Origin of the sequence: Deinococcus pimensis DSM 21231 (assembly GCF_000519345.1) — a bacterium.
GTDB classification, from domain to species: Bacteria; Deinococcota; Deinococci; order Deinococcales; family Deinococcaceae; genus Deinococcus_A; species Deinococcus_A pimensis.
In genome coordinates, this window is record NZ_KI912671.1 from 132,417 (window position 1) to 146,895 (window position 14,479).

The following is a 14,479-nucleotide window of genomic DNA, read 5'->3' on the forward strand; positions in this document are numbered from 1 at the left end:
GCTCCGAGCTGGAGGTGCTGGTGCGCGTCTCGACCGCCCTGCAGGACGCGCAGGACGAACGCGACGTCGAGCGCCTGATCGCGCGGGAGGCGGAGGCACTGTTCGGAGGTCGTGCGGACGTCCACCACGTGCCGGACGCCCTCCAGGCCACCGTCACGAGCGTGGACGGCGCACGGGTGACGTTGGACGCGCCGCTCGACGCGACCGGCGCGGCGCTGCGCGTCACCCGCTCCGGACAGGAGGTCTTCACGGACCTCGACGAGCAGCTGCTCGGCGCGGTCGCCGCGGCCGGGGCGTCCGCGCTGGAACGGGTCCGCGCGAACGCCGCGACCCGCGCGCACGTGGAGGAACTGCGCGTCCTGACGCGACTCTCGACGCTCGCGGCCGAGCACGACGATCCCCTCGACGTCGCCGAACGCGTCCTGGGTGAGTGCCGCGCGTTCCTCGGGGCGGATCACGTCACGTACTTCCACCCCGCGCAGGGCGTCGGCGTCACGCTCGGAAAGACGACGGACGCGCTCCGCGCCGCCGTCACGACCTTCCTGAGCGACCCGGAGTCACTGACCGGAACGCTCCACCCGAAGGAAGGGCTGATCGCCAGCGCGAACCTGCCGGTGGAGCGACCCCGGGCGCGGGTGCTCGCGACGGGCGGGGTGGGTGCGGCGGTCCTCGCGCCCGTCGTGGAGCGCGGCGTGCCGTCCGCGTTCGTGACCTTCGTGTGGTTCCGGCCGCTTCCGAGTCTCCCGACGGGCGCGAGGACGCTCGTGACGCGCGCGGCGGAGGTGATCGGACGGGCGCTGGAACGCCGCGCGCACCTCGTGGAGGTGGAAGCCACCCGGGAGGGCGCGCTCCTCTCGCTGGGACTCGCGCTCGAACTGCGTGACTTCGAGACGGCCGGGCACACCGAGCGGGTGGTGACGCTCAGCGCCCGGCTCGGCGACGCGCTCGGGCTGGACGCGGACGCGCTGGAGGGGTTGCGGCAGGGCGCGTACCTGCACGACGTCGGCAAGCTCGGCGTGCCCGACGCGATCCTGCTCAAGCCGGGCCGGCTCGGCGAGGAGGAGTGGCGGCTGATGCAGTCGCACGCGACGACCGGGCACGCGCTGGTGTCGCGCGTCCCCACGGTCCATCCGCTGGCGCGGCTGGTGGTGCGGCATCACCACGAACGCTGGGACGGCGCGGGCTACCCGGACGGCCTGAAGGCCACGGACATCGGGCTGGCCGCGCGGATCTTCAGCGTGGTGGACGTCTTCGACGCGCTGACGAGCGAACGGCCGTACAAGCGCGCGTGGACGCACGACGAAGCGCTCGTGGAGATCGAGGCGCAGGCCGGTCGACAGTTCGACCCGCTCGTCGTGGCGGCGTTCGTTCGGCTGATGAGGAGCTGAGCGACCGCGACGGCGCGCGGCGCGCCCGGCCGTCCACAGGGGCGAGGTGTCGACGTCGAGGGTCGAGCACGCGGCGTGGACGCCCGGCGAGTCGTGAGTGGCCGTCGTGGGTGAGACGACCTGATCGGTCGGGTGCTGACGGTGTGAGGGGAAACGCCGCCCCGACCTGCAACCGCCGGCCCGGCGCTGGACCACCACCATGCGTGTCTGGCACGGTCGCCACTTCGTCCTGCGCTGAAGCCGATGCAGGAACCCGCGAGTTTCGTGTTCGGCGCCTTTCAGGTCACCGGCGGACGACAACGCCCCGTCGATCGCCCGGGAGCGACGGGTGGGTGCGACGAGCGTGACGTCCCACGCCGAAAAGGCGTTCGTCGAGCTCCTGTCAGGCTCACGTCACGCTCCCCTCCCTACCTTGAGCCGCACGCTCACCACCTCGAAAGGAACGCATGAAACGCACCACCCTGACCCTCCTCGCGCTCCTCACCACCGCCCACGCGCAACGAGACCCGGTCCTCTACGAACACCTCCAGAACCTCACCCCGTACCGCGAGCTCTGCCTCGCCCCCGCTCCCGACCTCCCGCACCCCACCACGCCCCGGGCCGCCCAGACCGTCCGCACCGCCATCCACGCCGCCTTGAACGCCACGCACCTTCCCGGCCTCGACCGAACCGACGCCACCTGCCGGCCCGGCATCACGCGATCACGCCAACTCCACCTCAGCGTCGAACTGACCCCCGCGCCCACCACCCGCGACAAGACCGTGTGGCCGCTCGTCATCCGCCTCATCGACCCGGCCCTGCGTGACGCCGAGGGACACGCGTACCGCGCGGTCCTCTGGGAACTCCGACAGGACGTCACACCGAAGGAGCCGGAACTCTCCCGAGCCCTGCGCGGCGCGTTCGGCTGGCTCCGCAGGGCCTGGACCGCCTCACACCCCCGCTGAGACAGAAGCGGCGCACGAGCCCCGCGAACCCACCAGGGCGCCCGCGACACACACCCGTGTCATGCCTCCAACACGCTCCACCTGACAGGGTACGGACGTGGACGCTCAGGTCGTGATTGTCGAACGCCGCCAGACACGCGCGGCGCGCTACCTTCGCCTGCTGGCACGCGAAGGAATCCCCGTCGAACACGTGACCGACGTCACGTCCGTCCCTCACGTCCTCCGGCGGCACACGGTGGAACTCCTCCTGCTCGTGGTCGCCGCCGTCACGCGCGACACCGAAACGCAGGTCCGCACGCTCTCCGACCTCGACGAATGCGCCGTGATGGTCATCGCCGACCACCTCGCCGCGCCGGACCGCGTCGCCCTCCTGCGACTCGGCGCTTTCGACTGCGTCACCGCCGACGTGGACCCGCGTGAGCTCCGGGCGCGCGTCCGGCGCGTCCTGCGGCAGACGCGACGCCTCAACCGCGCCTCGGACGGACTGCTGATCGACCGCCAGGAGCGTCTCGTCACGCATCTCGGACGTCAGGTGCGGCTTTCCCGCGTCGAGACCAAGCTCCTGAGCCTGCTGCTGCGTCACCGGGGACGCTTCGTCCCCCGCGACGTCATCCTGCAGAAAGTCTGGCTCACACACCTCGGCTACCCCGTACCCACGACGTCCAACGTCCTGAACGTCGCGCTCAGCGGCCTGCGACGAAAATTCTCCCGTGCCGGCCTGCCCTGTCCCGTCGTGTCGCAGCGTGGTCTCGGCGTCGCGTACGCCTCCCGGCGGCACGCAACGGCACTGGTCGAGCCGCTCCCGGAGTCCACCCTGCTCGCCGAGTCCGCCTGAAGGCCCGACCGACGCGCACGGCAGGTGAACGGCGAACACCCGGTGCCCGCGGCTCACTCGAGGAACTGCGCGTGAGACGGACCCATGAGGTTGTTTCATAGCCGCTCGGTCGTGTGGGCTGACGATTGAAGTGCTCGTTCCTGACGTCCTGTGGGACGTCGTCGAACTCCTCCTGCCGAACCCTCGACAACCAAAAGGCGGCCGACCATTCGCTGCTCCCAGAGTCACCCTCGCTGGAATCGTCTACGTGCTGAAAGACGGCATCCGCTGGAACGCTTTTCCCAAGCACCTCGCTTTCCCAGGTGGCGTCACCTGTTGGCGCGGATTGCGTGAATGGCAGACCGAAGGCGTGTGGTGCGCTCTGCACCACCTCCTCCTCGATCAGCTCGCTCACGTCGGCTTGCTCGACTGGAGTCGATCCTCGCTGGACTCCGCAAGCGTACGGGCTATGAAAAGGGGAATCACAGCGGACGAAACCCGACCGATCGTGGAAAGCACGGCACCAAACGACACCTTTTTTTGCTGTTGGTACTGGCAGCGGCACCTGACCGCAGCGAACGATCCTGCCAGTCACTCGGAGGGTGCGACCCTCAACTGAAGTTACGCACCGTTAGGAAGGTGCTGGATTCGCTGGGCGACATCCCCACGAAACCACAGGCTCTCGACCGCGTACACCGCCCGAGGGTTCTCGACCTCGAAGGCGCCACCCAGCACGAACAGCTGCGTGGGAAGGAGTCGCCTTCCGTCGGGAGCGGGCCGTGTTGCGTCTGCCAATCGTGCGCAAGTGACCAGCCCGTCCAGTCATTCTCAGCCAAGAGCGCCTCAGCCCAGCCTGAGAGGGTAGGGGCGATGAGGTCCCGAGCACCTGGACGCGGGCCTTCCGACGCGCTGCTGGGTTGGATGAAGCGACGACGCTGCCGCAGCGAAGTCGGTCGGCGCTTGCGCTGTATGTCGAGACCGCGCGGCACGTCGCTCCTGCCCTCAGTGAAACGGATGCGGACGTGGTGGCACGCGTCGTGGAGCGTGTCGGCGCGGTTCGAACACGCCTGGTTCCGCAACAAGCGCGCGAATGACGAGGTGCTTGGCCCCTCCCGTGACGCTGCCCGTCGACTTCTGCCAACGTCGTGTTGGTCCGCTGTCCAGTTCAATTCGCGGGGCGCGAACTTGCGGCCCAATCGGTCAGCTGCCTCTCCTATGATGCCCCTGTGCGACGCTCCCTCACCGTCCTCGCGCTGCTCACGCTCGGCGTCACCCACGCGAGCGGCGCCGACGACTTCCTGTTCACGCCCGCCGCGCAGGTCTGGCTGCAGGCCACCAGCGCGCTCAGGAGCCGCTACGTCGGCCCCGGCGAGGCGCAATTGCCCGCCCTGCTCACCGACGCCGAACGTCGACTCCAGGCGATCTGCGCGGGCGTCGACTTCGATCCGGGGACCTGCGACGAGAACCTCGCGACGAGCGTACTGGCCCGCGCGCTGCGTCTCCTCGGCGATCCGCACACCCACCTCGTGCCCGTCGACCACAAAACGCCAAAGGACGACGCGGGCTTCACCGCGCGCGAAACAAGCGTCGGTACGGTCGTCACGACCGTCACGCCCGGCAGCACCGTCGACCACGCGGGGCTGCGGCGCGGTGACGTCGTCGACGTCCCGGCGCTGCTCGCCGCCTTCGACCGGGCGGGCGTCAAGACCGGTCAGTCCAAGCCAGCGGCGTTCACGGTGCTGCGGCAGGGCCGAAAAGTCACCTTGCACGCGACCACGCGTCTCCAGCGCCGCCCGACCCTGCCGTACCTGACGAAGACAACCACGCCGGGCACGTCGGTCCTGACGATTCCGACCTTCGCGTACTACCCGCAGGTGGCGCGGCAGGTGCACAACCTCGTGCGGCAGGCGAACGAGCAGGGCGTGCGACGGCTCGTGGTGGACCTGCGCGGCAACCACGGCGGCGGCGGATGTTTCGAGGCGGCAGGCGCGTTCGTGCCGTCATACACGCTGGTGGAACGGACCCGCTCCGCGGTGGAGACGGCGAGAGTCGTGAACGGCGTCTTCGTGGACGCGGCGCCCGTGCTGCAAGGCACGCCCTCGACGCTGTTCACGGGGAAGGTCGTGGTGCTGGTGAACGACCTGACCGCGTCGTGCGGGGAGGTGTTCGCGCTGGTCCTGCAGCACGAGGGACGCGCGCGGGTGGTGGGGCAGATGACGGCGGGCGCGGCGGACACGCAACCGGTGGACGTGTCGCTCGGCGCGCACGAGGTGTTGTGGATGTCGGTGGCACGGCATGGGTTCGACGAGGTCACGCCGTATCCGCACGTGGTCGCGCCCGACGTGGTGGTGCGTGACGACGTGGTCACCCTGGCGCGGTCCGGACGGGACGTGCCGATGGAGCGCGCCCTGGCGGAACTGGACGGGCAGTGACCAAGAGATCAAACGCAACCGGATAGCGGATGAGTGGTACGTCGGAAAGGATTTGTCAGCTCTCAGAGTTCCTACCCTCGCATTTGCGGGTGGGCAGGGTCAATCCGAATGGTATTCAAGGAGGATGTCACGTCACGTTTCGTCCTTGATACGTTCGATCGCCATCGTCCTGACCACAACCGGCATTGCAAGTGCGATCGGGATTCAGGTAGGTGGGAATCTGCCCACGTCCCTCAGCTCGCTCGAAGTCGAGTTTCCCCTCGGATCGCACGACGCGGTGGGGGTGGGTGTTGGCGTGCTGGTGCTTCCGACGGAATACGTCTCGACATTTTTGCCTGCCGCGAACGTGTACTACCGCTCCTTCCTGGGCACACCCGAGGGGGGCATGTTCTTAGGCGGTCGTCTGGGAACGAACATCTGGCTCACGACCGGCACAGCTACTGCCGGGTATCGGCTCAACCTCGGTCACGTCTACCTCGATGGAGAAGTTGGCATTGGCGCGACCACGGCGTCTTTCAGGGAGGTCTATCCTGCCATCTCTGTGGGCGTGAACATCGGCGTCCGCTTTTGAGCCTGACCGCGCGTGTCCGCGCTCACGCCAGTGCCTCTCGCCTGTCCTCGTCACCGACAAATCCTTCCTGACAGCCTACAAATGGCTCGTCAACTTTGGTCTGTCATACATGTCGTGTTGGCCTTGGGGTCAAGACGGGGTCCTGCGCCTCTTTGGTTGGTCCAAGTTCAGGTCGGCGAGCATCTGCACTTCCGCCCCCTGTACCGCGAAGAGCTTTCCCTCTTTCGCGAACACCAGACGCCTCTGCTGATCGAAGTCTGCCCAGGAAGCACCATCGAGCAACAAAGCGTGGCCAGCGTCGTGCGACACGTACTTCACGTACGTCTTCCACTTCCGCGTGCTGATGAACTGCGCCTCCAACGTACGCTTACGCACCACGACTGGCTTGGCCGCTCCTCCTCCTCGCCAACGATCCGGCCACTGCGTCACGTGCCAGCCTGTTCGCTTGAGGGCGGTCAGCACGACATCCAGTCGTTCGCTACCGGGTATGCCCTGAATGTCGAAGCCTGCTGGCTCAATCTCGGCGCGAAGCGTCGCAGCAGAATGATTGCGGGTGAAGGAGTGGTTGTCAGTGAACACTCCACCTCCGCTCCAGCCGTCAGAGGCGTTCCACAACCCCAGGGCACGTACCCACGGTGGTCTGCACAGCGCCGTCCAGGCCCACATGGTCGCACCGTCGAACGCTTCGGCAGCAGCCTGCACACGCCGCTTCGATTCGTTACGTGCGACGTACACCATGTGTTTTCCGTCCGGGGACAGGTCACTCATCCATTCGTACAGGCGTCCCGCGAACCAGGAGCCAGGTGTGATGGTGTCGGTCTTCGTGTTCCACAGGTACAGGCGAGTCCAGCGACTGGGACCGCGACGGAACACCACTGCGATGTTCGCTTCGCTGGCCAGCAGGCCCCAGAGCCGTGCAGGAGCTGGTGGGGTGACTGCTGGGCCCGTGGGACTGGCCATTTGGGCATTCTTCCATGGCGCCGCTGTCTATACCGGTGCCTATGCGGCCTCGCCTACAAGCTCGTCTTCGATGACGGACCAAAGCTGACACGCCAGTAAGTCGACTGTGGAACAACCCCGCCGGGTCGCAGGTGGACAAGTTGCCGTTCGCGTGCCAGTACAGCGTCAGTCCGGCGCACTGGTCGGTGATCCTCTTCGACCCCAGGGCGCCCCGGGCGGACGATCCGGGCACCCGCGACGTGACCTTTGTCGGTCGTACGGCCGGGTTCAACGCGACGGACGTGTACCGGGCCAACGGTGGACGGTGGAGGAGGGTCATCGTGCAGAACTTCAAGGACGGGAAAAATCACCTGCTGGCGCCGCACACGCCGAGGATGGCGCTGGAGTCGAACGAGCTGACCGGATTCGTCCGCCCCCGACGGAAGTCGAAGTGCGACTCGGGGTCGGACCGGGTCCCGTCCCGTCGGGCGCATGACGGCCCCGGGTGCGGCGGGCTCCGCCAGGATCGACAGTGTACGCCGAGGTCGGCGTGAGGCTCGACGACGTGCCGGCACCCAACGCGGCTCAGGAGCAGCATGGTCGGGGTCCGGACCTCCGCCACGTGGAGCCTGCGCAGGACCAGGGTGGACTACACTGCCAGGATGTCCTCCCGTCCTGCCGCCCTGATCTTTATTCTGCTGACCGCGCTGATCGACGTCATCGGGATTGGCCTGATCATCCCGGTGCTGCCGGGCCTGGTGAAGGAACTGGCCGGATCGGAAGCGGCCGGCGCGCGCACCATCGGACTGCTGACCGCCGCGTACGCCGTCATGCAGTTCGTGTTCGCACCGATCCTTGGCGCGCTGAGTGATCGGTTCGGGCGCCGCCCGGTCCTGCTGTTCGCACTGACCGGCATGGGCCTGGACTACCTGTTGCTGGCCTTCGCACCGAACCTGTCGTGGTTGTTCGTCGGGCGGGTGCTGGCCGGCATCACCGGGGCGAGCCTGACCGTGGCCAACGCGTACATCGCGGACGTCTCCCCGCCGGAGCAGCGCGCGAAGAACTTCGGTCTGCTGGGCGCCACGTTCGGTGTGGGCTTCATTCTGGGCCCGGCGTTGGGCGGCCTGCTGGGCGAGTACGGCCTGCGGGTGCCGTTCCTGGTGGCCGCCGCGCTCACCGGCCTGAACGTGCTGTACGGCCTGCTGGTCCTGCCGGAGTCGTTGCCCGCGAGTGCGCGGGGGCGGGGCGTGAAGCGCGGTGACGTCAACCCGCTGCTGCCGCTGCGGGCGCTGGGGGAGTACCCGATTCTGCGGAGCCTGGCGTTGACGTTCGTGCTGCTGGGGCTCGCCGGGCAGGTGATCTTCAGCACGTGGGTGCTGTACACCGAGAAGGTCCTGCGTTGGAGTCCGGGACAGAACGGGCTGGCGCTGGCGTTCTTCGGGCTGCTCACCGCGGGCGTGCAGGGCGGCCTGATCGGTCCGTTCATCACCCGCTTCGGCGATCGTCGCACCATCATGACGGGGCTGGTGGCGTCCATCCTGGAGTTTCTGGTGCTCAGCGTGGCGCGCAGCGGCGTGCTGCTGTACGCCTCGCTGGTGGTGGGAGCGCTGGGCGGTCTGGCCAACCCCGCGATCCAGGGGCTGATTTCCCGTCAGGTGGGTGAGACCGAGCAGGGGCGCGTGCAGGGCGCGATCACCAGCCTGAACAGCCTCGTGGCCGTGGTGGGGCCGCTGCTGGCGACGGCGGTGTACGCCGTGGGCATCAACCGGGGGTACCCGGGCGCGGCGTTCCTGATGGGGGCGCTGCTGTCGGTCGCGGGGACGCTGCTGATCTTCGGGGTGCTGCGCGGCATGCCCGGCACGGACCGAGCGGGGCGGCGCGCTGAAGACGGGCTGCGACATGGCGGGCCGGCGGAGTGACCGGGCGTCGACCCTCACCCTGAGTGGAGCTGAGCGGGAGGCGCGGCGTCCTTCCGGGAGGTCCCGGCGCCCCTGACGCGGCTCGCCTTCGCCGCCGAGCCGGCCAGGTCCCTCATCCGTGACGACGAGGTCCAGTTCAAGCCGGGCGGGTCCGAAGGGGGTCAGCGTGCCGCGTGCGGCCGCGCGGCGTCGACGTCGACGTCGTCGAACCAGCCCGAGGCGCGCACGATCTCCGCCCAGGGGCGGTACGTCGCGTCCACCACCGACCAGCCCGTCCGGTCCAGCGCCGCGCGCACCACGCGGTAGCCCATCGCGTACCCGGCGAAGTCCGGCAGGCCCTGCGGCGCGTACCCGCTCGCGGCGGCCGCCCAGTCCCCGAAGATGAAGCCGCGCACCACATTGAAATCCCGTTCGAGCAGCGACGCCGCGAACTTCGGGCGCAGGGTCCGGAGCGTCGCGACGTCCAGGGTGGTCGTCCAGCGGCCCAGGAGCTGGTCCCCGTGCGCCTCGGCGGCGAACGCCTCCGCGAGGCCCTCCACGACGAGGTACTGCCCGAGCGTCATCGGGAAGGCCGGCTCGAACGCGAAGCGGACGTTGTGGTGCAGTTCGTGCGTGACGATCGCGCCGAGGCGGGGCAGGTTGAAGGCCGTGGGGAAGGCGAGGAGCATCGACCAGCCGGGCACGTTGCCCACCCCGGTGTACCCGTCGAGCCTCGGGTCGAGGCCGTCCGGGTCGGCCAGCACGAACGTGAACCTGAGGTCGGGCAGCGTCAAGCCGTGCGCCTCCGGGTCAAGACGCCGCACGGCCTGCTCGAAGGCGTCCTCGCACGCGCGGAGCGCGCCGCGCCGCTCGATGATGTCGAGCGCGTCGAGCGCGCGCTGCGCGCCGAGTTCGGGACGGTAGAAGCGGAAGAGGCGCGCCACGTCCACGGGGTCCTTGACGTGCGCGCCCTGGGGGCCCATGCGGCCGAGGCTGGGTTCCCACAAGCCGCGCAGCGGTTCCATGACGAGGCGCGCGAACTGCGCGTCACGCTCCTGCTCGGGGGCGGTGAGGGCGGCGCGCAGACCGCTGAGGACGTCCACGGTGTCGATCTTCATGAGGGGACCTCCTGGTGGGACCGTCAGGGCCCCGTGGGGGTGAGGCGGGTGACGACGAGCGCGAGCGCCGCGCCGGACTGGTACGCCGCGAGGCCGTCGCGGTGCTTGTCGATGTTCTGCCTGAAGCGCGGGTCGTCCACCCAGAGGCGCGCGAGGTCCGCGAAGATGGAGGGCGTGCAGTCGTAGTACCAGCGGCGGATGTGCTCGAGGTGTCGCCAGGCCACGTCCTGCGCCTCGGTCGAGTCGGGCCGCGCGCCGACGTCCATCAGGACCGTGTAGGCGTGGGCGAGGCCCTCCGCTTCCTGCTTGATCTGCTGCCACTGCGCCGCGCCGTACGCGCGGGTGCGGGTGCTGGCCTGGGCGAACTCGAGCGTGCCGCCCCAGCGGGCCGCGGCTTCCTCCTCGTGGGTGGCGGGGTCGAAGCCGTCGAACAGCTCGGTCATCTTCTCTCTGGTCATCGGGGTGCCTCCTTCGGCCGTGGCGATCAGGACGTTCAAGGTGCTCAGGAGCCGCTGGTCCCGTCGGGACCGTTCGAGCAGCAGGGCCTGCTGGCGGCGGAGCGCCGCGAGCCGGTCGAAGGTGGGGTCGTGCAGAAGGCCTCTGATCTCCGCGAGGGGCAGACCGAGCTCACGCCAGGTCAGGATGACGTGCAGCGTTTCGAGGTCGGTCTGGGTGTACAGACGGTGGTGGGCGGCGTTGCGGCCGGACGGGTCGAGCAGGTCGATCCGATCGTAGTGATGCAGGGTCCTCACGCTCACGCCCGTGATCCGGGCGACGTCTCCGACGGTCAGGAGCACTGGGGTACCTCCTCTCCCGACAGTAGGACCTGACGCAGCGTGAGGTTCAATACGTGGGGTGGCGTAGGGTGGTGGCGCCCCAGAAAAACGTTTGGGTCCTGGAACGTGCGAGGCGCGCTGCGCAGCGCGGGCCGCCCTTCACGGTTCCGCCCACGAGGACCCAAGGGCGGAAGGGGCCGCGCATCGTCCGGGAGTCACCCAGGGGGAGCGCGGCGCTGCTGCACCCGACCTGAGCCGAGCTTCCCTCGACTCCGCCAGCGTTCGCGCACTCAAGGGGGGACCTCACCGGACGTCATCCTCCTGATCGGGGCAAGCTGGGCACCAAGCGCCACCACATCGTGGACCGGCAAGGTCTTCCTCTGGCTGTGCTCCTGACAGGTGCCAACACGCACGACAGCTTGATGTTCGACCCCCTCCTCGACGCCGTCCCACCCCTCAGAACGGGCAGACGCGGAAGGCCCCAGCGACGCCCAGACGCCGTTCACGCCGACAAGGCCTACGACGACCGACGGTGTCGGCGGTCCTGTCGGAAACGGCACATCAAGGCTCGAATTGCACGGCGTGGGGTGGAGTCAAGTGAACGACTTGGACGGTATCGCTGGGTCGTGGAGCGTACTCTGAGTCACCAGGGTGGTTTTCGACGGCTTCGCCTGCACGCCGAGCGGCACGCCAGCCAGTTCCTGGCTTTGCATCTCCTGGCGTGTGCGCGGATGTGTTTCCGAGCACTCGGGCGCCCGGTCAACTTGAGGTCCGCTTCGACTTCAGAACCTGCAACTCCCGTACGCGCGCCGTGAGCCGCTCGGAGAAGTCAGGCTGCGATCGCCCCGACCAGAACGCGTCCAGGTTGAGACCGAAGGGTCCTGGGTCGACGCGCACGACCGGTCCCCACGGTTTACGCTCGAACGTCGCCGTCATGCCCGCCGCGTTCAGAATGCGGACGCACTCACGCGCGAACACGTCTCGCTCGTCGTTCGCGTGCACCAGCGCGACTGCGGCGTCCTCGGTGTGTGCAGCGAGTTCACCCAGACGTGCTCGTGCGCTTCCACGCACGTCGTCATCCGCGTCGTCCAGGAACGAGGCGATGACGTCCACACCCTGCACGCCCAGCAAGGTGAACGCAAAGCGTAGGGCGTCGCGCCGGGAATTCTTGTCGAGCCTGTCCGCTTGCGCGATCAGCGCCCGAGCGGTCTCGGTGTGAGCGGCTGTCCGTTCGGGTGTCGCGAAAGGTGAGGGCAGTTCGTCGAGGTCATCGCCGAGGTTCGGAGCATTGAGGAGCTCTTGGAGGAGGGAGACGACGTCGAGGTGAGCGTGGTGCTTGACATCGTCATGGGGGACACGGACGAGGAATCGGGTCAGTGGGGCGCGGGTAGCGACGCAGACGGGGTTGGACGCGCCGTGGTCGAAGAGGGGCACGAGACCCCAGGGGCCAGGCACCTCATACGCCGTCATGGCGCGGGCGAGTTCGAGACTGCGCGTGAGGGGCAGCAGGTCGAGGTACCAGGTCAGGGTCAGTCCGTCAGCTTGACGGTAGAGTTCGCGGACGTCGTTGGGAAGTTGAACAGCAAGGGCCGCTTCGAGGTCTATCAGATCTTGGTCGCTCGCTGCTGGACCGTTGGGCTGATCCTGCTGTGCGAGGAACGGGTGGAGCAACTCCTGAACGGTCATGGTGAGGTCGTAGCTCACCCGACGCGAGAAGTGAAACAAGTTCTTAAGGCAAGGGGTTCATGTGTGCACTGACAAACCGTTCTTGACATGCCATGAGCTCGACTCTGTCACTTTGCAGCGTCGGCGGTCGCCGTCACGCTCGCGGTGACCGCCTGCACCAGTGGCAGGAAGACGTCGTCCACGATCTCGACCAGCACGGCCTCTGGAACTTCGGTGCTGCCGCGCAGCAGGTACTCGTGACGGAGCAGTGCCAGCGGCACGCCCGCCACCCGTGGCTTCAAGGCTTGCGGGCGCGCCTCGCCGCGCGCGACCGCACGTTCGAGCACCGGCAGGAGCAGGTCTGCGCCTCCTTCCGTTCCCCGGCCTCGTAACAGCTGGAGTACCTCCGGGTCTTTCGTGGTGAGCAGACCGCGCAGCACCTCCCCGAGAGGGGAAGCCCAATGGCGGTTCGCGTCGCGCAGTACGGTGAGCACGTCCTCACGTAGATTCCCGGTGTCTGGGAGCGTGTAACGCTCGGCGGCAAGGTGGCCGTAGGCGGCGAGCGCGAGTGCGGCGCGGTGGGGCCAGCGGCGGTACAGGACGTTCTTGTTGGTGCCCGCGCGGCGCGCCACGCGGTCCATGGTGAACCCGGCGTATCCGGTGGTGAGGAGTTCGTCGGCGGCGGCGCGGAGGATGGCTTCTTCGAGGGCGGGGCCGCGGCGGCGTGCTCGGATGGTGGGGTGGTCGGACATGGCGAGGTGGTCTTTACTGTACGTCGGTGTCGGGACCAGGTATGCTCCCCGTTAAGGTACTTCGCGTACCTTAACGGGAGGGCACATGCGAAGCAGAGGCATCACCTACGACACCGGCTTCTTCAACGGCATCACCAGCACGCACGAACCCTACGATCCCGACGCCGTTCGACACGATCTGCAAGCCATCCGCGACGACCTGCACTGCACCGCCGTGCGCCTCACCGGCGGTGACCCACAGCGCCTCGACCTGGCCGCCCGCCACGCCGCCGCACTCGGGCTGGACGTCTGGTTCTCGCCCTTCAGCTACGAAATCGAGCAGGACGCCCTGCTCGACCTCCTCGTCGACTGCGCCGACCGCGCCGAACGCCTGCGCCGACAGGGGGCGCGCGTCGTCCTGGTGACCGGGGCGGAACTCAGCCTGTTCACCCCGGGCTTCCTGCCCGGCGACACCGCCGACGCCCGCCTGCGCGGTCTGCTGAAGCGCGACCCACACGTCCTCGCCGGGCTGCCTGAACTGCCAGGGCGCATCAACGCCTTCCTGGCGCGCGCCGTGACCGCCGTGCGCGCCCGCTTCGGTGGTCCGGTCACCTACGCCTCGATCCACTTCGAAGGGGTGGACTGGACACCCTTCGACTTTGCCGCATACGACGTGTACCGCACCCGGGAGACCGCTCCGCACTTCGAGGCGGGGCTGCGCGCCATGATGGCGTCCGGCAAGCCCCTGGCGATCACCGAGTTCGGCTGCGCCACCTTCCGGGGCGCGGCGGATCTGGGCGCGCTCGGGGCGGACATCGTCGAGTACGAGGCTGGACACCCGGTTCGCCTGAAGCGCGAGTACGAACGTGACGAGGCGGAGCAGGCGCGGTGCATCACGGAACTCGTGGACGTCTTCAAGAACGTGGGCGTGGACAGTGCGTTCCTGTGTACCTTCGCGTGTTTCCACCTGCCGCACCGCCCCGAGGGCGAGGTGGACCTGGACCTGGCGAGCCTGGGTGTGGTGAAGGTGTCCCTGACCGGGCCAGAGCAGCCGAAGCGTCCCAGGTGGACACCCAAGGCGAGCTTCGCCGCCCTCGCCGCCGCGTATCGAAGCGAGGCGGAACCGTCCAGCCCTTCGAACACGCCCCTCGCCGTGCTTGAGGGCGAACAGGAGTGACAACGTCGTGTGAGTCCGCGTGCAAC

13 protein-coding genes and 1 pseudogene are annotated in these 14,479 nt (G+C 68.5%); 9 read left to right on the forward strand and 5 right to left on the reverse strand.

Translation table 11 applies throughout. From position 1 onward, the window contains the following. From DEIPI_RS41615 to DEIPI_RS0120330, 6 genes are all read left to right on the forward strand, one after another. The coding region (locus DEIPI_RS41615) for an HD-GYP domain-containing protein (protein ID WP_245588612.1) at nucleotides 1-1,388 on the forward strand (1,388 nt) is incomplete at its 5' end. A gap of 446 nt (nucleotides 1,389-1,834) precedes the next feature. Continuing rightward, nucleotides 1,835-2,332 (forward strand): hypothetical protein, encoded by a 498-nt coding sequence (locus DEIPI_RS0120315; protein WP_027482987.1) that lies wholly within the window; start codon nucleotides 1,835-1,837, stop codon nucleotides 2,330-2,332. Between the two features lie 112 nt (nucleotides 2,333-2,444). Beyond that, nucleotides 2,445-3,167 (forward strand): winged helix-turn-helix transcriptional regulator, encoded by a 723-nt coding sequence (locus DEIPI_RS35825; protein ID WP_169737167.1) that lies wholly within the window; start codon nucleotides 2,445-2,447, stop codon nucleotides 3,165-3,167. Nucleotides 3,168-3,297: 130 nt separating this feature from the next. Beyond that, the gene (locus DEIPI_RS36900; RefSeq protein WP_169737168.1) at nucleotides 3,298-3,765 is read left to right on the forward strand and encodes a transposase; all 468 of its coding nucleotides are present in this window, start codon (nucleotides 3,298-3,300) and stop codon (nucleotides 3,763-3,765) included. Nucleotides 3,766-4,372: 607 nt separating this feature from the next. Next, nucleotides 4,373-5,578 carry a S41 family peptidase gene (locus DEIPI_RS35830; protein ID WP_027482988.1) on the forward strand — a complete coding sequence of 402 codons (1,206 nt, stop codon included), beginning with the start codon at nucleotides 4,373-4,375 and terminating at the stop codon, nucleotides 5,576-5,578. A gap of 145 nt (nucleotides 5,579-5,723) precedes the next feature. Next, entirely contained in the window at nucleotides 5,724-6,149 is a 426-nt protein-coding gene (locus DEIPI_RS0120330) for a hypothetical protein (protein WP_045234798.1), read from the forward strand. Nucleotides 6,150-6,278: 129 nt separating this feature from the next. On the opposite strand, the gene DEIPI_RS38200 is transcribed toward DEIPI_RS0120330, so the two are convergent. Continuing rightward, nucleotides 6,279-7,109: a hypothetical protein gene (locus DEIPI_RS38200; RefSeq protein ID WP_157463846.1), complete on the reverse strand. Its 831-nt coding sequence runs from the start codon at nucleotides 7,107-7,109 to the stop codon at nucleotides 6,279-6,281. A gap of 641 nt (nucleotides 7,110-7,750) precedes the next feature. On the opposite strand from DEIPI_RS38200, the gene DEIPI_RS33070 reads away from it, so the two are divergent. Further along, nucleotides 7,751-9,007: a TCR/Tet family MFS transporter gene (locus tag DEIPI_RS33070; protein ID WP_045234876.1), complete on the forward strand. Its 1,257-nt coding sequence runs from the start codon at nucleotides 7,751-7,753 to the stop codon at nucleotides 9,005-9,007. A 161-nt stretch (nucleotides 9,008-9,168) separates the two neighbouring features. On the opposite strand, the gene DEIPI_RS35835 is transcribed toward DEIPI_RS33070, so the two are convergent. Continuing rightward, a complete protein-coding gene (locus DEIPI_RS35835; protein WP_052351860.1) occupies nucleotides 9,169-10,104 on the reverse strand; it encodes a DUF2268 domain-containing putative Zn-dependent protease in 936 nt (311 codons plus the stop codon). A 23-nt stretch (nucleotides 10,105-10,127) separates the two neighbouring features. Next, the gene (locus DEIPI_RS33080; RefSeq protein WP_045234799.1) at nucleotides 10,128-10,901 is read right to left on the reverse strand and encodes a MerR family transcriptional regulator; all 774 of its coding nucleotides are present in this window, start codon (nucleotides 10,899-10,901) and stop codon (nucleotides 10,128-10,130) included. Nucleotides 10,902-11,076: 175 nt separating this feature from the next. Between DEIPI_RS33080 and DEIPI_RS36905 the strand changes: the two are divergent. Next, nucleotides 11,077-11,695: pseudogene (locus tag DEIPI_RS36905) on the forward strand (IS5 family transposase); the annotation flags it as partial. On the opposite strand, the gene DEIPI_RS0120360 reads toward DEIPI_RS36905, so the two are convergent. Together DEIPI_RS0120360 and DEIPI_RS0120365 are read right to left on the reverse strand one after the other, a co-directional pair. Continuing rightward, on the reverse strand, nucleotides 11,640-12,605 hold the full coding sequence (locus DEIPI_RS0120360; protein ID WP_027482992.1) for an SMI1/KNR4 family protein: 966 nt from the start codon (nucleotides 12,603-12,605) through the stop codon (nucleotides 11,640-11,642). The pseudogene DEIPI_RS36905 and the gene DEIPI_RS0120360 sit on opposite strands and share 56 nt — an antisense overlap. Before the next feature lie 68 nt (nucleotides 12,606-12,673). Continuing rightward, nucleotides 12,674-13,297, reverse strand: coding sequence for a TetR/AcrR family transcriptional regulator (locus DEIPI_RS0120365; RefSeq protein WP_027482993.1), 624 nt, complete (start codon nucleotides 13,295-13,297; stop codon nucleotides 12,674-12,676). A gap of 85 nt (nucleotides 13,298-13,382) precedes the next feature. On the opposite strand from DEIPI_RS0120365, the gene DEIPI_RS33085 reads away from it, so the two are divergent. Continuing rightward, nucleotides 13,383-14,453: a glycoside hydrolase family 113 protein gene (locus DEIPI_RS33085; protein WP_045234800.1), complete on the forward strand. Its 1,071-nt coding sequence runs from the start codon at nucleotides 13,383-13,385 to the stop codon at nucleotides 14,451-14,453. Nucleotides 14,454-14,479 lie beyond the last annotated feature (26 nt).